This is a genomic window from Pseudomonas sp. BNK-45 (assembly GCF_047456255.1).
Lineage (GTDB): Bacteria > Pseudomonadota > Gammaproteobacteria > Pseudomonadales > Pseudomonadaceae > Aquipseudomonas.
Map to the genome: position 1 here is coordinate 489267 of NZ_CP179909.1, position 20542 is coordinate 509808.

The 20542-nt window shown below is 63.1% G+C and carries 18 protein-coding genes and 1 pseudogene; 11 read left to right on the top strand and 8 right to left on the bottom strand.

Annotated elements, in window-relative coordinates:
- Positions 1–91: 91 nt before the first annotated feature.
- From ACMGG8_RS02210 to ACMGG8_RS02220, 3 genes are all read right to left on the bottom strand, one after another.
- Positions 92–2026, bottom strand: coding sequence for an ATP-dependent DNA helicase RecQ (locus ACMGG8_RS02210; protein ID WP_414159088.1), 1935 nt, complete (start codon positions 2024–2026; stop codon positions 92–94).
- A 177-nt stretch (positions 2027–2203) separates the two neighbouring features.
- Entirely contained in the window at positions 2204–3334 is a 1131-nt protein-coding gene (locus tag ACMGG8_RS02215; protein ID WP_060837047.1) for a polysaccharide deacetylase family protein, read from the bottom strand.
- Between the two features lie 67 nt (positions 3335–3401).
- Complete coding sequence (locus ACMGG8_RS02220; protein WP_414159089.1) at positions 3402–4574, bottom strand: tetratricopeptide repeat protein; 1173 nt, start codon at positions 4572–4574, stop codon at positions 3402–3404.
- A 232-nt stretch (positions 4575–4806) separates the two neighbouring features.
- On the opposite strand from ACMGG8_RS02220, the gene ACMGG8_RS02225 reads away from it, so the two are divergent.
- The 4 genes and pseudogenes from ACMGG8_RS02225 to ACMGG8_RS02240 all read left to right on the top strand — a co-directional run bounded on the left by ACMGG8_RS02225 (position 4807) and on the right by ACMGG8_RS02240 (position 6860).
- Positions 4807–5160 (top strand): DUF1493 family protein, encoded by a 354-nt coding sequence (locus ACMGG8_RS02225; protein ID WP_414159090.1) that lies wholly within the window; start codon positions 4807–4809, stop codon positions 5158–5160.
- Positions 5161–5466, top strand: a pseudogene (locus tag ACMGG8_RS02230) (HipA domain-containing protein); the annotation flags it as partial.
- A 62-nt stretch (positions 5467–5528) separates the two neighbouring features.
- A complete protein-coding gene (locus tag ACMGG8_RS02235) occupies positions 5529–6383 on the top strand; it encodes a DMT family transporter (RefSeq protein ID WP_235760274.1) in 855 nt (284 codons plus the stop codon).
- A gap of 198 nt (positions 6384–6581) precedes the next feature.
- Complete coding sequence (locus ACMGG8_RS02240; protein ID WP_060837042.1) at positions 6582–6860, top strand: hypothetical protein; 279 nt, start codon at positions 6582–6584, stop codon at positions 6858–6860.
- Positions 6861–6932: 72 nt separating this feature from the next.
- On the opposite strand, the gene ACMGG8_RS02245 is transcribed toward ACMGG8_RS02240, so the two are convergent.
- Positions 6933–8477: a phosphoenolpyruvate carboxykinase gene (locus tag ACMGG8_RS02245; protein WP_060837041.1), complete on the bottom strand. Its 1545-nt coding sequence runs from the start codon at positions 8475–8477 to the stop codon at positions 6933–6935.
- A gap of 179 nt (positions 8478–8656) precedes the next feature.
- Positions 8657–9559 (bottom strand): Hsp33 family molecular chaperone HslO, encoded by a 903-nt coding sequence (gene hslO, locus ACMGG8_RS02250; RefSeq protein ID WP_060837040.1) that lies wholly within the window; start codon positions 9557–9559, stop codon positions 8657–8659.
- Between the two features lie 99 nt (positions 9560–9658).
- Here hslO and ACMGG8_RS02255 point away from each other — a divergent pair, with 99 nt between their 5' ends.
- The gene (locus tag ACMGG8_RS02255; protein WP_060837039.1) at positions 9659–10471 is read left to right on the top strand and encodes a phosphatase PAP2 family protein; all 813 of its coding nucleotides are present in this window, start codon (positions 9659–9661) and stop codon (positions 10469–10471) included.
- A gap of 77 nt (positions 10472–10548) precedes the next feature.
- On the opposite strand, the gene ACMGG8_RS02260 is transcribed toward ACMGG8_RS02255, so the two are convergent.
- The gene (locus ACMGG8_RS02260) at positions 10549–10953 is read right to left on the bottom strand and encodes an RNA-binding S4 domain-containing protein (RefSeq protein ID WP_016966989.1); all 405 of its coding nucleotides are present in this window, start codon (positions 10951–10953) and stop codon (positions 10549–10551) included.
- A 115-nt stretch (positions 10954–11068) separates the two neighbouring features.
- Here ACMGG8_RS02260 and ACMGG8_RS02265 point away from each other — a divergent pair, with 115 nt between their 5' ends.
- The 3 genes from ACMGG8_RS02265 to rimK are packed head-to-tail and all read left to right on the top strand — an operon-like array spanning position 11069 to position 13250.
- Positions 11069–11848, top strand: a complete 780-nt coding sequence (locus ACMGG8_RS02265; RefSeq protein ID WP_108545841.1) for an EAL domain-containing protein — start codon at positions 11069–11071, stop codon at positions 11846–11848.
- Positions 11849–11883: 35 nt separating this feature from the next.
- Positions 11884–12348: an ATP-dependent zinc protease gene (locus ACMGG8_RS02270; protein WP_375136271.1), complete on the top strand. Its 465-nt coding sequence runs from the start codon at positions 11884–11886 to the stop codon at positions 12346–12348.
- Positions 12345–13250 (top strand): 30S ribosomal protein S6--L-glutamate ligase, encoded by a 906-nt coding sequence (gene rimK / locus ACMGG8_RS02275; RefSeq protein WP_007931744.1) that lies wholly within the window; start codon positions 12345–12347, stop codon positions 13248–13250. The genes ACMGG8_RS02270 and rimK overlap by 4 nt, the downstream gene beginning before the upstream one ends.
- A gap of 129 nt (positions 13251–13379) precedes the next feature.
- Here rimK and ACMGG8_RS02280 read toward each other — a convergent pair whose 3' ends face one another.
- Together ACMGG8_RS02280 and ompR are read right to left on the bottom strand one after the other, a co-directional pair.
- Positions 13380–14693, bottom strand: a complete 1314-nt coding sequence (locus ACMGG8_RS02280; protein WP_060837036.1) for an ATP-binding protein — start codon at positions 14691–14693, stop codon at positions 13380–13382.
- Between the two features lie 105 nt (positions 14694–14798).
- Positions 14799–15539 (bottom strand): two-component system response regulator OmpR, encoded by a 741-nt coding sequence (gene ompR / locus ACMGG8_RS02285; RefSeq protein WP_016966992.1) that lies wholly within the window; start codon positions 15537–15539, stop codon positions 14799–14801.
- Positions 15540–15901: 362 nt separating this feature from the next.
- On the opposite strand from ompR, the gene ACMGG8_RS02290 reads away from it, so the two are divergent.
- From ACMGG8_RS02290 to gshA, 3 genes are all read left to right on the top strand, one after another.
- Entirely contained in the window at positions 15902–18226 is a 2325-nt protein-coding gene (locus ACMGG8_RS02290) for a Tex family protein (protein ID WP_060837035.1), read from the top strand.
- Entirely contained in the window at positions 18226–18609 is a 384-nt protein-coding gene (locus ACMGG8_RS02295; protein ID WP_060837034.1) for a PaaI family thioesterase, read from the top strand. The genes ACMGG8_RS02290 and ACMGG8_RS02295 overlap by 1 nt, the downstream gene beginning before the upstream one ends.
- Positions 18610–18824: 215 nt before the next feature.
- On the top strand, positions 18825–20408 hold the full coding sequence (gene gshA, locus ACMGG8_RS02300) for a glutamate--cysteine ligase (RefSeq protein ID WP_060837033.1): 1584 nt from the start codon (positions 18825–18827) through the stop codon (positions 20406–20408).
- Positions 20409–20542: the final 134 nt, after the last annotated feature.

A 20542-nucleotide genomic window follows, 5' to 3' on the forward strand; every position in this document is an offset into this window, starting at 1 on the left:
GCAGACCGGACGATCGGCTGATCGCCGGGCATTTCACCGCAGACGGCCAAGCCTGGGCAAACCCTTTTGCAGCGATCGCCCCGGGGGCCAGTCACGCCGCCAGATGAGCCTCGCACCACTCACGCACCGCGGCGTAAGGGTAATCCTCCAATGCCGCGAAACCGGGAATGCTGCGGGCCTTGAGCTTGGTGAACAGCGGCACGCTGATGCCGCAGAGAAAGCGCGTCAGCCGCTCGGCTCCGGGTACATCGCCGGTGTGCTGCCGATGCCTGTGGATAAAATCGCCGCACAGCCCGTCGAAGTTTTTATCCACAAGCGCCGGCAGTGCGGGTGGCTCCGGCAGTCGCGCCACCTGGCCGTGACAGACCGAACAATGCCCACAACGCTGGGGCGCCTGATCGTCACCAAAATACTGCGCCAGGCGGTGCCCCAGGCACTGCTCGGTGGCGAACAGGTCGAGCATGGCGTGAATCCGCGCAATCTCGCCGCCCTCATGCCGGGTGAAATAAGCGTGCAAGTCCGTGCTCAAGGCCCCGGCGTCGAAGTCGGTTTGCAGCAGGCTGTAGACCTCGGTCATCTGCTTGCTTTCCAGCGCCACCCAACCCTTCTCCTGGAAATAATCCAGGGCCTTGACCACCCGGGTGCGCGGTGCCTGGTACTGCTCGTAGAGCGCGTCGAAATTCACCGTGGCCCAAGTCCGGGCCCGGCTCGAGGTGTTGATGATGGCTTCGACAAAGTCCCGGCGCTCGCCTTCGAAACGCGCCAGCAGGGCCTGGGGCTCCTCAAGAAGCTTGAAACGGTATTCGGCGAAATAGGCGTAGCGCGGAGCGATCAGGCCGCGCAGTTCCAGTTGCACCAGCAGGGTCTTGAGCGGCAACTGGCGAATGTTGCTCTGATCCGCCAGGGGCCCGAGCAGGAACTCCCACTGACCTTCCGGCGCCGACGCCTGCAACTCATCCAGCACGCAGCGGATGCCGCTCAGTTCCGGGGTATCGCCGTAGACGAAATTCTCCAGCACGTTGAGGCTGTCGCGGTTGGCCAGCACCAGGCAGTCCGAAGGCTGGCCGTCGCGCCCGGCGCGGCCGATTTCCTGGCTGTAGTTTTCGATGGACTTGGGCAGGTCGAAGTGCACCACGTTACGGATGTCGCTCTTGTCGATGCCCATGCCGAAGGCGATGGTGGCAACGATGCAGTGGCTGCGCCCTTCCATGAACCGCCGCTGGATCGACTCGCGCTGCTCGTGGGGCAGACCGGCGTGGTAGGCCTCGGCGGCGATGCCCTGGCGGCTCAAGTGCTCGGCGATCTGCTCGGCGGTCTTTTGCAGGGTCACGTAGACAATGCTGGGCTGCCCGGCCCGCTCGCCCATCCACTGCACCAGGCGCCGGCGCTTGTCCGCACCGCGCACCGGCTCCACCAGCAGGTTGAGATTGGGCCGGTAGAAGCCGGTGGTCACCACGTCAGCGGCATCAATGGCGAACTTGGCCTGCATGTCGGCGATCACCTTGGGCGTCGCGGTGGCCGTGAGCAACAGGGCCTGGGGAATCCTGAACTGGCGCTGGTAGTCCGGCAGCTTCAGGTAGTCGGGACGGAAGTTGTGGCCCCACTCGGAGATGCAGTGAGCCTCATCCACCACCAGCAGGGAGATGGGCACCTGCTGCAGAAAGTTGCGGAAGCGCTCGTTCTTCAGGCGCTCCACCGAGATCATCAGGATCTTCAGCTCACCGGAGCGGGCCCGGGCCATGACGTCATTGGCCTCATCGCGGCCCTGGGCCGAGTCGATGCTGGCGGCGGCAATGCCGTGACGCTGGAGAAAGGCCAACTGGTCCTGCATCAGCGCCAGCAGCGGCGAGACCACCAGGGTCAGGTGCGGCAGCAGCAGGGCCGGCAATTGGTAGCACAGGGACTTGCCGGAGCCGGTGGGGAAGATCGCCGCCGCCGAGCGTCCGGCCAGTACCGCGCTGACCGCGGCCTCCTGGCCCGGACGAAACTGTGGATAACCGAAGACCTGTTCGAGGGTGCTGTGCATAAGGGTCACTCCTTTGACCGCTGACCTGTGTTGAAGACTAGCGGCACAGGTCGGCGGGTCGAGAAAAGGTCGCGCAAAAACGGATACCGGATGCTACCGGGCGATAGCGCTTTGCCTCACAGCCCCGCCCCTGGGCGCCGGCTGGCCGGCGCCCAGGGGCGAAGCAAGTGGCCAACCCTAACGCAGGTTCCGACAGTCCAGCCATTGCACGCCATTGTGCCGATTGGCCTCAAGCAGTGCCGGCACCGCCCGGGCGGCCTTGGCGTGGGTGTCATGAAACAGAATGATGCCGCGGCGCCAGAGCAGCATCAGGGTCTGCACCCGTTGGGCGGCGGCCGTGGCACTGACCTTCTTGCTCCAGTCCTGGGAGTCGATGTTCCACAGCATCAGCTGCAGCCCCTGAGCCTTGAAGAACCCGGCACTGTCGCTGCGACGCTGGCCGTAGGGCGGGCGAAACAAGGGCAGGTACTGGTCCGCCAGAGTGCGATTGGCCAGGTTGGCGCTGTGGATCACCGAGTTCTGCCACTCGCGCCATGAGGCGTGGGATTTGTGCTCCCAGCCATGTATGCCCACGCACTGGCCGTCATACAGCTCGCGCATCTGCAAGGCCGAGGACTGGCTCAGGCGTGCCTGGAACGAGTCCCCCAACACAAAGAACAGGCTGTGCAGATCCTGGGCACGCAACACATCGATCAACGGGTCGGTACGTCCATCGCGCGCAGTCGGGCCGTCATCGAACGTCAGCAGGAACTGCCGGTCCGCCAGCTCGTCCCCCAGTTGCTCCGCCGGATCCATCCGCCGGATTTCGCTGCTGACGGTGGGAAACAGTGCCGCCAGACGCAACTGCTCGTTCAGGTACTGCTGGTGAAACACTGCGCTGGCCTCGGCCCAGTGCTCATAGCTGGCCTTGCTGCCAGCGGTGAGGCTGGCCACCAACTGCCGCAGCTCCCCCAGGTTGCGCACCGGCAGGCAGAACGGCATGCCCTCGCAGTCCTGGCTGGCCAGGCGATAGTTGTTCAGCAACAGTTCCCAGAAGCGCTGGCGCACCTGATTCACCGACTTCAGGTCCAGTTGCCTGACGCCCAGGCGCTGCTTCAAGGCCGGCTCGTCCAAGGCTTCACTGTCCAGCAACGCCTTGCCGAACATCAGGATCTCGCCCCGTGAAGCGCTGTCAAAATCCTCTGGCCGGGTCAGGGAATTGGGCCAGCCACTGCGGTCGATGGTGGCGAACATCTGCGGCCCGGCCGCCTGTGCCACACCGCCGGACAGGCACAGCGCCAGCAACCAGGGGAAAACACGAAATCGCATATCAACCTCCATAAATGCACAACGCGCCACTGCCGGCGCGTTGTGGAGATAACTTCTGCCTGTGTGATCAGCGGTTTTGCAGCCGCTCTATGGCCTTGTCGTACACCGGGTTGGCCTTCTGCTCCCGGGCCTTTTGGTAGTGCTCAAGCGCCGTGGCCAACTGCCCGGCGTCCTCGTAGATGCGCGCCATGTCGTAGTAGGCACTGGCGCGAATGGTCGACGCGGCCAGACCACTGGCCAGGGCGATGGCCTTGCGGTCCGCGGCAATGGCCTCGTCGGGGCGGCTGTTCTTGCGATTGGCCAGGGCCAAGTTGCTGTAGGCCTGGGCAAAGCCCGGGTCGAGCTCGATGGCTTCGCTGTAGAAGATCCGCGCCCCGCCGAAATCGCCCTTGCGGTAGGACTCCTCGCCTTTGAGGTTGAGGCTCTTGGCATCCACCGGCCCGAAGTCCGCACCCACCACTTCATCGATGGACTTGGCATTTTCCAGCAGCGGGTCGAGCGCGCTCATGACCGATTCCGGCTCCTCGCTGCCTAGCAGCAGCCGATCGATATCCTGCAGGCGGCCATCGGCGGTCAGGCGAAACACCACCCACAGATTGCCCTTGCGGTTCTGCGGCACGCGGTAGCTGCGGATCAGCGCAGCGCCTTTATAGACAAAGACCCGCGCCTGACTGCGGCCCAGGCGCAACGCTTCGTAGGTGGTGCTGTTGGTGAAGTCGTGCACGGCAAAAACGTAGGCGTCGCCCGGCACACGCTGGTCGATGGTGATGGTCTCCGGCCGGCTGCTGTCGCTGCTGTCCGATTCCAGACGAGCTCCGGGTCCCTTGCCGGTGGCGAAGTACAACAGTTTGTGGGGATAACTCAGGTGGGCATCGAGGTCCTCCCCCGGCGCGCTCCAGCTCAGCACTATCCGCAGGCTTTCCGGGTTGTCCAGCACCGGGCTCAGGGCGTAGTTGAGCCCCTGGCAAGGACACTTGACCCGCAGGTCGGCGTAACCGGCCTTACGGATCAGCAGCTCACTGGCCGGCGAATCGGCCACCTGGGCCGCCAGGGTGACCCGGCCCTGGGCATCGGTGCTACCTGCTACCTGAGTCGCGCCCTGTTGCAGCTGCACCTGGACATCGGCCAGTGGCGCGCCCTTGGCCACCGCGTCCAGCACTTGAATCGACAGGGCCTGAGCCTGTACCGAACCCGCCAGCATCCCTAGCCACAACAGCGCCGCGAGGCGAAAAAAAGCCATAACAAAATCCCTGTAGATAAGGATGACCGGGCCTCTATCCCGGCCCACCAGCCAGCGGCGAACCATACACAGTTTTGCCCGGCAATGCTCGGTTCCACCCGGGAAATCGCGGGTAAAAAGGCCCGCACGTCGTCTCGGGGCGAGCGGCTTGCGCAGCCGCCCGCCGACTTGCGACGCTGCCGGAGAATCGCCGTACACTGCCCCTTCTCAAACACCGCAAGTGAACCCGATCATGCAACTGGCCCCCGGCTTTCCCGACGACCTCGCCATGCGCCAACTGCTGCAGCTGCTGCATGAGGAAATCGGCCTGCCCGAGCGCAAGACCCTGCGCCTGAGCACCGCCATCAACCTCGATCTGGGCTGCGACGGCGCCGACGCCCGGCATTTGCTGCTGGCCCTGGAAGAGCAGTTCGGCATCGATTTTGTCGACTTCGACAGCTACCGCTACTTCCAGCCCGAAGGCTTCGACCCGTTCCAGAAACGCCGGGCCAAGGGCCGGGGCGACAAGGTGCCGCTGACCATCGGCATGCTGTACCAGGCGATCAGGCAACAACGCTGGGACACCCAGGTGCTGGAAGCGCTCTAACTGCGCAACCATGGATTCATGCTCGAACCCGGACGCGGCTGGCACCTGTCACCGGCCTACGACATGAACCCCTGTGCCCACGCCAGCGGGCTGAAACTCAACATCAGCGAAGCCGACAATGCGCTGGACCTTGAACTGGCACGGGAAGTAGCGGCATATTTCCGCCTCGGTCGTGCAGAGGCAGAAGGCATCATCGAACACTGCCAGAGCGTGGTTCGCCAATGGCCCACCCTGGCCCAGGCCCTGGGGCTGTCCCGGCGTGAACAAGAACGCATGGCGCCGGCGTTTCGACTCGCACAGCAGTAAACAGCGCGGCCGTTGGACTCCTCCAACCCGTCAATCGACAAGGACAGTCAGTGGACGTATTGATGGGCTTGCTCGCCGCCCTGCTCTGGGGCGGCACCGATTTTCTCGTGGGGCTCAACGTCCGCGCCGTGGGCGTGAAACGGGCAGTGTTCTTCAGCCAGAGCCTGGGTTTCACCCTGATGAGCCTGCTGCTGGTGATCTTTCCCGCCATCCTCTACAAGGCCATGGCCGCGCCCGCGCAAGTCTGGCTGATGGGCGTGCTCGCCGCAGCCTTTACCGTCTCCGGCGCCCTGGCCCTGGGCAAGGCCTTCGCCCTGGGCAAGGCCTCCATCGTCGCCCCATTGGTGACCTCCTACGGCGTGGTCACCACCCTGCTGTCCTGGGCCAGCGGCGAACAGATCAGCCTGCTGCAACTGCTGTGCATCCTCGTGTGCGTGATCGGCGTCATCCTCTCCAGCCTGCACTCGGACAGTAAACTGCCCCACAGCACCGCCGCCGGCCGCTCGATCTTCTTCGCCCTGCTCTCGGCCATTCTGTATGGCACCAGCTTCTGGCTGCAGGGCCGCTACACCCTGCCGCAACTGGGGCCGATCAGCATGCTCTGGCTGGGTTACGCGGTGGGCAGCGGCGTGATGCTGCTGATGGTGCTCAAAGTCGTGGACGGGCTGAAGATCCCGCCGCTGAAAAACTGCGGCCTGCTGGCCTCCACCAGCTTGATGAACCTGGGCGCGTTCTTCGCCTTTTCCTGGGGCGCCATGAGCGGCTCGGTGTCGGTGGTGACGGTGATCAGTACGCTGTCCGGCGGCATTGCTGCGGTGCTGGGCTATGTGTTCTTCAAGGAGCGGCTGACGGCGGTACAGGTGACGGGAGTGGTGCTGGTGTTGTTGGGGGCGTTGGTGTTGCACTTGAAGACGTGAAGCGAACGGCTATTCGCACCCCATAAAAGACACGCCCTACAGAAAGCATCGAATTCGGCTGATGGAGAGCACTGAGCGATCGAACCTATAGTTCGGACATCGCTGAAAGATACAGCGAGCGGGTTTGGTCACCCGAGAACAGCAAAACGCACCACACCTCGCGGGTGCATCTGTTTACGACCTGAAGTGACCCATCCCATGAACGCAATGAACCTTGATCGAACCCGCTATCAACCGCTCAAGAGCAACTTCACCGACACTCCGGCCCTGGTAATCGATACCCAGGCCGATGCCCTGGACCTGTATAGCTGCGCAAGACAACGCCTACGGGCGGCCTCCGACTTACTGGAAACCCTCACCTGCCTGAGCTTTGATCAGGCGGACAGCAAAGACACCACCCACGTCGTCAACGCGCTTTATCTATTGGTGCAGGACGGCTGTGATCTGCTGGAGCACGCCCACCTGCGCATGCCCTGAGCCACTCCGATCTCAAATAGCAGGTACAAAAAAGCCGCCCCGAAGGGCGGCTTTTTCATGGCAGGTCGAGGCTTACAGCTTCGGACCCGCAGCCTTGATCGCGTCGCTCACGTCGAACTTCTTGAAGTTCTCGATGAACAGGCCGGCCAGGGCCTTGGCGGCTTCGTCGTAGGCGGCTTTGTCAGCCCAGGTGTTGCGTGGGTTGAGCAGGCCGGTTTCGACGCCCGGTACGGCTTTTGGCACGTCCAGGTTGACGATGTCCAGGTGCTCGGTCTCGGCACCGATCAGCGCGCCGCTCTGGATCGCTGCAATCACGCCACGGGTGGTGGGGATGTTGAAGCGTTTGCCCACGCCGTAGCCACCGCCGGTCCAGCCGGTGTTGACCAGGTAGACCTTGGAGCCGAAGCCGCGGATGCGCTTGATCAGCAGCTCGGCGTATTCGCCAGCCGGACGCGGGAAGAACGGGGCGCCGAAGCAGGTGGAGAAGGTCGACTTGATGCCCGAGCCCGAACCCATTTCAGTCGAGCCCACCAGCGCGGTGTAGCCGGACAGGAAGTGGTAGGCGGCTTGTTCTTCGCTGAGGATCGACACCGGTGGCAGTACGCCGGTCAGGTCGCAAGTCAGGAAGATCACCGCGTTAGGCTCGCCACCGAGGTTCTTCGGTGCGCGTTTTTCGATCAGCTCGCGCGGGTAGGCGGCGCGGCTGTTCTGGGTCAGGCTGTCGTCGGCGTAGTCGGCTTTCTTGGTGACCGGGTCGATCACCACGTTTTCCAGTACGGCGCCGTGCTGGATGGCTTTCCAGATCACCGGCTCGTTCTTTTCCGACAGGTCGATGCACTTGGCATAGCAACCGCCTTCGATGTTGAACACCACGCCCACGCCCCAGCCGTGTTCGTCGTCACCGATCAGGTAACGGCTTTCGTCGGCCGACAGGGTGGTCTTGCCGGTGCCCGACAGACCGAAGAACAGGGTCACGTCGCCGTCTTCGCCCATGTTGGCGGCGCAGTGCATTGGCAGCACGTCGGCAGCTGGCAGCAGGAAGTTCTGCACGGAGAACAGGGCTTTCTTCATCTCACCGGCGTAGCGCATGCCGGCGATCAGCACTTTCTTGGCCGCGAAGTTGAGGATCACGGTGCCGTCGGAGTTGGTGCCGTCGCGCTCAGGCTCGCAAACGAAGTTTGGCGCGTTGAGGATCTGCCATTCGTCTTTGCCACCGGCGTTGTACTGCTCGGGGTTGATGAACAGGCAACGGCCGAACAGGTTGTGCCAGGCAGTCTCGGTGGTCATTTTCACTGGCAGGTAGTGCGCCGGATCGGAACCTACATGCACATGGGAAACAAAACGCTCGCGCTCGCCCAGGTAGGCTTCGACGCGGTCCCACAGGGCGTCGAACTTGGCCGCCGGGAACTTGCGGTTGATCGGGCCCCAGGCGATAGCGTCCTGGGTGGTGGGCTCTTCAACGATGAAACGGTCCACTGGCGAACGGCCGGTACGATGACCGGTGCGAACCACCAGAGCGCCGGTATCGGCCAGTTCGCCCTCACCGCGGTTCAGGGCTTCTTTGACCAGATCATCCACACTCAGATCGGTGTACACGGCGTTATTGGCTTGCGTCATGAGGTTCCCCGTCGGCCATTGGCCGAGTGCTCCAAACGTTTTGTAGTAGAAACTCGCGCACTACTACCGCGAAAAAAGTGCGCCGGATTATGCCAGAAAAGCCCAAAAATAGTAGGGTCCTCCCGTCAGTACGGCGTAATTCCGGCGTTTGCCAGGTGATTTACCTGCGCTGAACCGTTTTAGTGACGAGTATCTGACGGCGTGTCGACGCCCGCACCGGCAAACAATTGCGTGATATCGGCGGCATCGAACAGGTAGCGTTCGTTGCAGAACTGGCAATCGATCTCGATGCTGCCGCCGTGTTCCACCACCAGTTTCTGCGCATCTTCCAGCCCCAGGCTGACCAGCGCATTGCCCGAGCGCTCGCGGGAGCAGCTGCAGCGGAAGCGCAGCGGTTGCACGTCGAACAGGCGCACGGCCTCTTCGTGGTACAGGCGGTGAAGCACGGTTTCGTTGTCCAGGCTCAGCAGTTCATCGGCGGTCAGGGTGCTGGCCAGGGCGGTGAGGTGCTGCCAGTTGGCTTCGCGCTCTTCCGGATCGCGCAGGCGATCGGCAGGCAGTTGTTGCAGGAGCAGGCCGCGGGCATTGCGGCCGTCGGCGTAGAGCCAGAAACGGGTGCCGGTCTGCTGCGACATGACGAAGTAGTTGGTGAAGCATTCGGCCAGGGTGGCGCCGTCCAGGTCGACGATGCCCTGGTAACGCTGGCCCTGGGTCGGGTCCACGGTCAGGGCCAGGACGCCGTTGGGCATCATGTCGGCAAGGGTCGCGTCAGGGGCGATCTGCGACGCGTCGTAGCGGGCCAGGCCGCGGATCTCGCGGTTGCTGGAGCACTCGATCATCAGCAACGGCACCGGGCCTTCGGAGCGGGCCTGGAGAATCAGCAAGCCATCGAACTTCAAGGTGCCAACCAGCAACGACGCCGCCGCCATCAGCTCGCCGAGCAGCTGTGCCACCGGCTCGGGATAGGCGTGTTTGGCGAGGACTTCAGCGTAACTGCGCTCCAGCGCCACCAGCTCGCCGCGGGCGTCGCTCTCATCAAAGATGAAGCGTTGAGTGAAGTCGGTATCCGGCAAATCAGTCATAGGTCTGGGTATCTGAATGATGACAAAAAGGTTACAAGCACCGAAAATTGCGGTTTTGCACCATAAGGGTGCAGTTTTTGCGGTGATTGGAGATATTTTATGAACAATCCGGGTTTGTTCCAAGCAAGGTGGAACCTCGGCAAGCTGGTTCTGTGCAATTTACTCCCTTTGGCCCTGCTGGGATTCTGGTTGTGGCCAACCGGGCAGATGTACTGCCTGATGTTCGACGAGTGGCTGTTCCGTCACCTCAACACCCCCCTGGCAACCAACCCCACCTGGCTGCATATCTGGGCGGTGGCCAGCCTGCGCCCCTTCGATATCGTGGTGGGGCTGATCATGCTCGGCCTGCTGATTCGCGGTGATTGGGTGTTCAAGGCGGTGGACGTGCGCCGGGCGTTTTTCGGCTTCCTGTCGATCCTGATTCTTATGGTGGTGATTCGCGCGCTGTTTTCCAAGTTGGTGGCGCTGATGAATTGGCAACACAACAGCCCGTCCATGGTGCTCGAAGGCGCCGTGCACATGAGCGACTACTTCCCAGGCTGGGAGAAGACCTGGGAACTCAAGGACCGCTCCAGCCAGAGCTTCCCCGGCGACCACGCTTCGGTGCTGCTGATCTGGGGGCTGTTCATGGGGATCTTCAGCCGCAGCGTCGGCCAGTTCCTGATCGTCTGGTGCCTGACCCTGCTGTTCATGATGCCGCGCCTGGTGGCCGGCGCGCATTGGGGCCAGGACGACTACATCGGCGGCGTGCTGCTGGCGCTGCTGGCCCTGGGCTGGGGTTACTACACGCCGTATGCGGCGCGGATGTCGAACTTCCTGCTGCGCCTGACGCACCCGCTGTTCAAGCTGATGAGCCGGATGCCGCTGCTCTCGCGCATGAACGTGGTCCGCGCCAGCAGCCTGCTGCGCTGATCAGACCTTGTAGGAGCCGGCTTGCCGGCGAAGGCGTCCTCAAGGGCCCATTCGCCGGCAAGCCGGCTCCTACGCTTTCATTCGTGGCTGCTGCCGTGGAATTTGAATAGATCGCGGCGCTGTTTCTTGCTCGGTTTGCCATCGGTACTGACGCCCAGGGCGCCAGCCTTGCGCTGGGCCGCGGCGGTTTCGCGTTTGGCGATGCTGGCTTCGGTTTCCGTGTAGAGCGTCTGCGCTTCGGGCGCCCCCCGGCGAACGATGGAAAGGGCCTGGACCACCACGGTGCGCTCGTCGAAGCCGGCGCGAATCTGGTATTCATCACCTACCCGCGGCTCCTTGCCCGGTTTGCAGCGCTCGCCACGGTGATGCACTTTGCCGCTTTCGATGGCCGCCTTGGCCAGGGCGCGGGTCTTGTAGAAGCGCGCCGCCCACAGCCATTTATCCAGACGAACCTTGTCCTCTTCTTCCTGCTTGTGCGCCACTGGAATTCCTCTTGCTGAAAAATGTCGCAACGGTAGAGCCTGCAAACGGGCTCTCATATACCCTGCCGCTCACCTAAAATAACCCAGGTTGCGCCCTGATACGCGAGGAGTCACCGTGACTGATTTCCCCACATCCCTGACCTCGCCGGGCAACCGCTGCGAAGGCTGTCAGCAAAGCCAGCCGCTAGGCTTCGATTTTTCCTTCGCCTATCAGCCCATAGTCGATCTGCGCGACCGCTCGATCTTTGCTCATGAGGCCCTGGTGCGCGGGGTCAATGGCGAAGGCGCCCACACCGTGCTGGAGCAGATCGACGACAGCAACCGCTATCGCTTCGACCAACGCTGCCGGACCCTGGCCATCACCACGGCCGCACAGCTGGGGATGCAAAGCCACCTGTCGATCAACTTCATGCCCAACGCCGTGTACCGCCCGGAACTGTGCATCCGCAGCACCCTGGAAGCCGCCCGCGCCCAGCACTTTCCCCTGGACCGGCTGATTTTCGAAACCCTGGAAAGCCAGCACGTAGATAACAGTCGCCATTTGACCCATATTCTGCGTGAATACCGCGAATTCGGCTTCAAGACCGCCATCGATGACTTCGGCGCGGGATACTCGGGGCTGAACTTGCTGGCGAATTTCCAACCCGACCTGATCAAGCTCGACATGGCGCTGATTCGCGATGTCGACCAGGATCGCGTACGCCAGGCGATCGTCCGCGGGATTGTCACAATCTGTGCGGAGTTGGGGGTTACAGTCATTGCCGAAGGCATTGAAAGCGCTGGTGAACGAGACTTTCTGAGCGACTGTGGAATTTACCTGATGCAGGGTTACTGGTTCGCCAAACCTGCATTCAAAGCCCTGGCCGAGGTTCCGGCCGCGGCCTGGAAAAGCTAATTGCGGATTTCCCCTATTTGAAGACTTTTGACCATTTGACCGTTGTCGGTCTGCGCGAGTGGGTGGCGCTTCCTGATCTGGGAGTGGCCGGCCTGCGCGCCAAGATCGACACCGGAGCCAGTACCTCCAGCCTGCACGCCACCGAGATCGAGCCCTTCGAGCGCGACGGTGAACAGTGGGTGCGTTTCAATGCCCATCTGGGCAGCGTGGTGCAATTGCGTCACCGACGGTGCGAAGCGCCACTGGTGGCGATGAAGACCATCAAGAGTTCCAACGGCCAGGCTCAGGTGCGCTATGTGATCAGCACCACCCTGGCCCTGGGCGATCGCGTGTGGCGGGTGGAATTCACCCTCGCCTGCCGCAAGGCCATGCGCTATCGCCTGCTGCTGGGCTCCAAGGCCCTGATCGACGGCCAACTGGTGGTCAATCCGGGCCTCAAATACGTACAAGACAAACCGGTGTTCCCGGTATCCACTACCTCTGCCACAGGTGTTGCATGAAGATCGCTGTGCTGTCGCGTAACCCGCGTCTGTATTCCACTCGTCGCCTGGTCGAGGCCGGCACCGAGCGTGGCCATGAAATGGTAGTGGTCGATACCCTGCGCGCCTACATGAACATCGCCAGTCACAAACCGCAGATCCATTACCGCGGCAAGCCCCTGGAAGGCTTCGATGCGGTGATCCCGCGGATCGGTGCTTCGGTGACCTTCTATGGCTGCGCGGTGCTGCGCCAGTTCGAGATGATGGGTGTCTTCCCCCTCAACGAATCGGTGGCCATCGCCCGCTCCCGGGACAAGTTGCGTTCGCTGCAACTGCTGTCGCGGCGTGGCATCGGCCTGCCAGTGACCGGTTTTGCCCATTCGCCGGACGACATTCCCGACCTGATCGAAATGGTCAACGGCGCGCCCCTGGTGATCAAGGTGCTGGAAGGCACCCAGGGCATCGGCGTGGTGCTGTGTGAAACCGCCACCGCAGCGGAATCGGTGATCGAGGCCTTCATGGGCCTGAAGCAGAACATCATGGTTCAGGAATACATCAAGGAAGCTGGCGGCGCCGACATTCGCTGCTTCGTAGTGGGCGACAAGGTGATCGCGGCGATGAAGCGCCAGGCCAAGCCGGGTGAGTTCCGCTCCAACCTGCATCGCGGCGGTAGCGCCAGCCTGATCAAGATCACCCCGGAAGAACGCATGACCGCGCTACGGGCGGCCAAGGTCATGGGCCTGAGCGTGGCGGGGGTGGATATCCTGCGCTCCAATCACGGGCCGCTGGTGATGGAAGTCAATTCCTCGCCGGGCCTGGAAGGCATCGAGACCACCACCGGCAAGAACGTGGCAGGGATCATCATCGAACACATCGAGAAAAATGGCGGGCCGAACATGACCCGGACCAAGGGCAAGGGCTAAGGGGTACGCTCGATCGGCGGCCCCTGTAGCCACTGCCGCAGGCTGTGACCGGCTGTGCAGCAGTCGCGCTTGTGGGCCGCGCAAGGGCCTTCGGCCCTTATCGCAGCCTGCGGCAGCGGCTACAGGTGTTCAGTCTGCATCGCGTGGCAGCAACAAGCCCAACGGCAAGCGCACTCGCGCTTCGAGGCCGCCATCGGGACGGTTGCGCAGCTCAACGTTGCCGCCGTGCATGGCGGCAATCCGCTTGACGATGGCCAGGCCCAGGCCGGTGCCCTTGCCACCCCGGGCACGGTCGCCACGGGTGAAGGGGTTGAAGATCGCTTCCAGCTCCGAAGGGTCGATCCCTGCGCCACGGTCCATCACACTCAGCACCACATACGGTGCATTGATGTCACCGGACACATAGGCCGCCACCTCGACATCGGTTCCCGCGTGATTCAAGGCGTTGCCAATCAGGTTGTTGAGCAGGCGCTTCATCGATACCCGGCGCAGCGGGAACGGCTGGATCGGCTCCAGGCGCAGGTGCACCCGTTCCTGGTTCTGGTTGTAGGGCGCGGCCACTTCACGCACCAGATCGCTCAAGTCCACCTCTTCCACCGACTCGTCGCGGCCGTCGCGGATGAAGGCCAGGAACTGATCGAGAATGGCGTCCATGTCCTCGATGTCCCGCACCATGTCGTCGGTCAGGTCGGTGTGCGCCCCCATCAGCTCCAGCGACAGGCGCAAGCGGGTCAGCGGCGTGCGCAGGTCGTGGGACACACCCGCCAGCATCAGTTCCCGCTCACGCCCGGCCTGCTCCACATCCTCGGCCATCTGGTTGAAGGCGCGGTACACCTCGGTCATCTCGCTCGGCGTATCGCTGATCGGCAGGCGCACGCTGCGTCCCTGGCCCAGTTGCCGGGCGGCGTAGACGAGGCGCTTGAGCGGTTGGTTGAGCTGGCTGACGAAGATCCACGCCGAGGCGGTGGACAGCAGGCCGATGGCCAGGAACCAGCCCAGCACGCTCCAGATCTTCTGCCCCCGCAGCGGATGCGGATACAGCGGCACCTTGAGCCAGCCATCCCCCAGGCTCGGCGCCCGCACCCAGAGCGCCGGCGGCGCATGCATGCGCAGGCGCACTTCGGTGTCGGCGCCCAGCTCGGCCTGCATCTGTCGCTGGTAGATCTCGCTGTAGGGCCAGTGCTGCTCGCCGGCCGGCACGCCGCTGCCCACCACCTTGATCAGCCCGGCGGCCTCGGCGATCTGGTCGCGGTTGGACTCATCGGCGGCCCAGTAGGCGCGCAGGGTCAGGGCCACACCGTGGCTGTACTGCCGGTCCACCAGCACGTCCTCGTTCATCAACAGATAAACCAGGGTCAATGCCTTGGAAAACAGCACCACGATCAGCACCAGCCACAGGGTGCGGGAGAAGAAACTCTGGGGGAACCACAGCGGGGTTTTCATAACAGCCAATACACACTTTGCAGGAGCGGCTCGCGCTCGCGGAGTTGCGGAATGCGAACGCCCGGGTCGTTACCGGCCCGGGCGTTCGCTCCTACAAATCACCTATCACTTGGTCGCGGTGCCATCCGGCACGAAGACATAACCCACGCCCCAGACGGTCTGGATATAACGCGGCTTGGAAGGGTCGGGCTCGATCATCCGCCGCAGGCGGGAGATCTGCACGTCGATGGAACGCTCCAGGGCATCCCACTCGCGGCCACGGGCCAGGTTCATCAGTTTGTCGCGGGTCAGCGGCTGGCGGGCGTTCATCACCAGGGCCTTGAGTACCGCGAACTCACCGGTGGTGAGCATGTGCACTTCATCGCCACGCTTGAGCTCGCGGGTAGCCAGGGACAGTTCGTAGTCACCGAAGGTCACGCTTTCGTCTTCGCTGCCCGGCGCACCCGGCACCGGAGCCGACTGACGACGCAGCACGGCCTTGACCCGGGCCATCAGCTCGTCAGGGTTGAACGGCTTGGCCAGGTAATCGTCGGCGCCCAGCTCCAGGCCCTTGATGCGGCTCAGCTCATCGCCCTTGGCGGTGAGCATGATGATCGGAATCTGGTTGTTGGCACTGCGCAGACGGCGGCAGGCGGTCAAGCCGTCCTCGCCGGGCAGCATCAGGTCGAGGACCACCAGGTTGAACACTTCGCGACCCAACAGACGGTCCATTTGCTCGGTGTTCGGTACCGCGCGGGCACGGTAGCCCTTGCTGACGAAAAAACGCTCCAGCAGGCTGCTCAGCCCCGGATCGTCGTCAACAATAAGAATTTTTTCGCCTTCAGCAGTTTGTGCAGTGCTGCTCATTGGATGCTCCTCTAATCTCGGTGCGCATTATGGCGTAGCTGCCGTTATACGCACCGTGTGCATTGTTAGCAGATTTTTCCTCTATCGCCAGCAAACCCGCTGTCGGCCTGAGGCCGGCGATCACCCCGAAGACCCTAACGCTGGGTATAATGCGCCGCCTTTTGTGTTGGGCAATATCTGATCAGTACGCCTGCGGCCGGTTTTTTTTATTTGCCTGGGCCGGCAGTATTTTTTCGATTTCACGGGTCAACAGCCAGCCTTTTGATCCAGGTGGCGGCGCGTGCCAGGCCGCTCAACCAGACCCGCCGGGCCTCAACTTCCGTGCCCGCGGGCCTGCTTTCACACATTTGTCAGGTGGTTTTATGGACAGCATCAACAGCCGCATTGCCGAGGAACTCGGCGTACGCCCACAACAGGTCGAAGCGGCCGTCGCTCTATTGGATGAAGGCTCCACCGTGCCCTTCATCGCCCGTTACCGGAAAGAGGTCACCGGCAGCCTCGATGACACCCAACTGCGTCATCTGGAAGAGCGCCTGCGCTACCTGCGAGAACTCGACGAACGGCGGATCAGCATCCTGGCCAGCATCGAAGAGCAGGGCAAGCTGACCCCGGAGCTGGCTCGCGACATCAAGCTGGCCGACACCAAGACCCGCCTCGAAGACCTGTACCTGCCTTATAAGCAGAAGCGCCGCACCAAGGGCCAGATCGCCCTGGAAGCCGGCCTCGGCGAACTGGCGGATGGCCTGTTCAACGACCCAAGCCTGACTCCGGAAGCCGAAGCCGCGCGCTTCGTCAACGCCGACAAAGGCGTGGCCGACGTCAAGGCGGCCCTGGAAGGCGCCAAGTACATCCTCATGGAGCGCTTCGCCGAAGACGCGGGTTTGCTGGACAAGCTGCGCAACTTCCTCAAGCAGGAAGCCACCCTCAGCGCCCGCGTGGTGGCTGGCAAGGAAGAGGAAGGCGCCAAGTTCCGCGACTACTTCGAACATGACGAACCGCTGAAAAGCATGCCGTCGCACCGCGCCCTGGCGATTTTCCGCGGCCGCAACGAAGGCATTCTCAGCTCCGCGCTGAAAGTCGGTGACGAGCTGCCGGGCACCATGCACCCCTGCGAAGGCATGATCGGCCAGCACGTGGGCATCCAGAACCAGAACCGTGCCGCCGACAAATGGCTGGGTGAAGTGGTGCGCTGGACCTGGAAGGTCAAGCTCTACACCCACCTGGAAACCGACCTGCTGGGCGAGTTGCGCGACAACGCGGAAACCGAGGCGATCAACGTCTTCGCCCACAACCTGCACGACCTGCTGCTGGCCGCTCCGGCCGGCCCGCGTGCCACCCTGGGCCTGGACCCGGGCCTGCGCACCGGCTGCAAGGTGGCGGTGGTGGATGCCACCGGCAAACTGCTGGACCACGCCACGGTCTACCCCCACGTACCCCACAACAAGTGGGACCAGACCCTGGGCATCCTCGCCGCGCTGTGCGCCAAGCACTCGGTGGACCTGATCGCCATCGGCAACGGCACCGCCAGCCGCGAGACCGACAAGCTGGCTGCCGAACTGATCAAAAAATACCCGGCCATGAAGATGACCAAGGTCATGGTTTCCGAAGCCGGTGCATCGGTGTACTCGGCCTCGGAGCTGGCGGCCAAGGAATTCCCGGACCTGGACGTGTCGATCCGTGGCGCCGTATCCATCGCCCGCCGCCTGCAGGACCCACTGGCAGAGCTGGTGAAGATCGATCCGAAATCCATCGGCGTCGGCCAGTACCAGCACGACGTCTCGCAGCTGAAACTGGCCCGTGGCCTGGACGCGGTGGTCGAGGACTGCGTGAACGCCGTGGGCGTCGACGTCAACACCGCCTCCGTGGCCCTGTTGGCGCGGATCTCCGGCCTCAACGCGACCCTGGCGCAGAACATCGTCAGCCACCGCGACGAACACGGTGCCTTCAAGACCCGCGCCGCGCTGAAAAAGGTCGCGCGCCTGGGTGAAAAGACCTTCGAACAGGCCGCCGGCTTCCTGCGCGTGATGAACGGCGACAACCCGCTGGACGCTTCGGCGGTGCACCCGGAAGCCTACCCGCTGGTGCAGCGCATCGCCGCCGACACCGGCCGCGACATCCGCTCGCTGATCGGCGACAGCGGCTTCCTCAAGCGCCTGGATCCGAAGAAATTCACCGACGAAACCTTCGGCCTGCCCACCGTCACCGACATCCTTCAGGAACTGGACAAGCCCGGCCGCGACCCGCGTCCGGAGTTCAAGACCGCCGAGTTCCAGGACGGCGTCGAGGACCTCAAGGACCTGCAACTGGGGATGATCCTCGAAGGCGTGGTGACCAACGTCACCAACTTCGGGGCCTTCGTCGACATCGGCGTGCACCAGGACGGCCTGGTGCACATCTCGGCGCTGTCGGAGAAGTTCATCAAGGACCCGCGTGAAGCGGTGAAGGCCGGCGACGTGGTCAAGGTCAAGGTCATGGAAGTCGACATCCCGCGTAAACGCGTGGGCCTGTCGATGCGCATGAGCGACACCCCGGGCGAGAAGATCGACGGCGCTCGCGGCTCCCGTCCGGGCTCGGCGCCACGCTCGTCCCAGGGCAGCGCACCGCGCAAGGAAACCGCGACTGCAGCCCCGAGCAACAACGCCATGGCCTCGCTGTTCGCCAACGCCAAGCAGTTGAAGAAGCGCTGATGCAGATCCCTGCCGGCCTGACCGAAAGCGCCTTCAGCCAATTGCTCGGCTGCCGTCTGCAACGCCTGGAAACCGGCGAGGCGGACGTTGCCCTGGAGCTGACCCCGCAGTTGCGCAATCGCGGGCAAAAGCTGCACGGCGGGGCGATCTTCAGCCTGGTGGACATTGCCATGGGGCTGGCCTGTTCCAGCACCCACGGCTTTGACCAGCAGAGCGCCACCATCGAGTGCAAGATCAACTACATCCGCGCCGTGAGCGAGGGCCAGGTGCTGTGCCGGGCCAAAGTGATCCACCCCGGCCGCCGCACCCTGGTGGTGGAAGCGGATGTGATCCAGGGCGACAAACTGGTCGCAAAAGCACAAGGCACCTTCGCGGTCCTATAGCTCCCCGTCATGAATTTGGGTTAATTTCGGCGCTGCGAAAGCGGCGTCGGAGTTTTCTGCCCGCGCTAAAGCCAGATTCAGGGATGAAGGATTGGCGTTTTCAAGCGAGTCGGCTTGACTCAAAAACCAGGCGAAAACGCCAGTTTTAACTTCACCCTTGTAGACCGTCCTGCCCACCCCCATATTGGGGCGACTGACGCGTGAAGGAATCCAACTTGAGCGAACTTCTCAACCGCCGCCTGGCTCTGCTCGGCGAGCGCGCTAACCTCTCCCTGCTCGAGCAGTGCCTGCACGGTATCGAACGTGAATGCCTGCGTGTCACCGGCGAAGGCCGCCTGGCACAGACCCCACACCCGGAAGAACTGGGTTCCGCGCTGACCAACGAACAGATCACCACCGACTACTCCGAGTCGCTGCTGGAGTTCATCACCCCGGCCCTCGCGGACCCGGCGGATACCCTGGCCAGCCTCGACAAGATTCATCGCTTCGCCTACAGCAAGCTCGGCAACGAGTACCTGTGGAGTCCATCGATGCCGTGCCCGTTGCCGGCCGAGGAAGACATCCCGATCGCCTACTACGGCACCTCCAACATCGGTCAGCTCAAGTACGTGTACCGCAAGGGCCTGGCCCTGCGCTACGGCAAGACCATGCAGTGCATTGCCGGGATCCACTACAACTTTTCCCTGCCAGAACAGCTGTGGCCGCGGCTCAAGGAAGCCGAGGGCTTCGTCGGCAGCGACCGTGACTACCAGTCCTCGGCCTATATCGCGCTGATCCGCAATTTCCGCCGCTACAGCTGGCTGCTGATGTACCTGTTCGGTGCCTCGCCAGCCCTGGACGCAGGGTTCCTGCGCGGCCGCTCGCACCAGCTGGAACAGCTGGACGCCGACACCCTGTACCTGCCTTACGCCACCAGCCTGCGCATGAGCGACCTGGGCTACCAGAGCAAGGCCCAGGCCGGCCTGACCCCCTGCTATAACGATCTGAACAGCTACACCGACAGCCTGCGCAAGGCCGTGGCCACGCCCTACGCGCCTTACGTGGCCGTCGGCACCCACAAGGATGGCGAGTGGGTGCAACTGAACACCAACATCCTGCAGATCGAAAACGAGTACTACTCCAACATCCGCCCCAAACGCGTGACCTACACCGGCGAGCGACCGATCCAGGCGCTGATGGCCCGGGGCATCCAGTACGTCGAAGTGCGCTGCCTGGACATCAACCCCTTCCTGCCCCTGGGCATCGACCTGCAGGAAGCCCGCTTCCTCGACGCCTTCCTGCTGTATTGCGCGCTCAACGACAGCCCGCTGTTTGCGAACAACGAGTGCGGCAACGCCACCTCGAACTTCCTCGCCGTGGTCAAGGAAGGCCGGCGTCCGGGCCTGCAACTGCAGCGTCAGGGCCAGCCGGTGGAGATGAAGGAATGGGCGGCCGAACTCCTGGAGCAGATCGCGCCACTGGCCGCCCTGCTCGACCAGAGCCACGGCAGCGACGTGCACAGCAAGGCGCTGGACGCCCAACTGGCCAAGGTCAAGGACTCGTCCCTGACCCCATCGGCCCAGGTGCTGGCGGCCATGAGCGAGCACAAGGAGAGCTTCAGCCAGTTCTCCCTGCGCCAGAGCCAGGCGCATGCCGAGCACTTCCGCAGCCAGGCCCTGAGCAAGGAAGAGCAAGCCGCCTTCGAAGACGCGGCGCGCAAATCCCTGGAGCAGCAGACCGAGCTTGAGCAGAACGAAGTGGGTGATTTCGACGTGTTCGTCGGCGCCTACCAGGCCAGCATCCTGGCCATCAGCAACTGACGCTTCACCGCCAAGCCGGCTCCTGCACCCATACCGTAGGAGCCGGCTTGCCGGCGAACAGCACGCTGCCTATTCCCCTCATAAGCTAATGCAAATAAGTTATTTATTTCTGCATTCTTAGATCATTTAGTCTC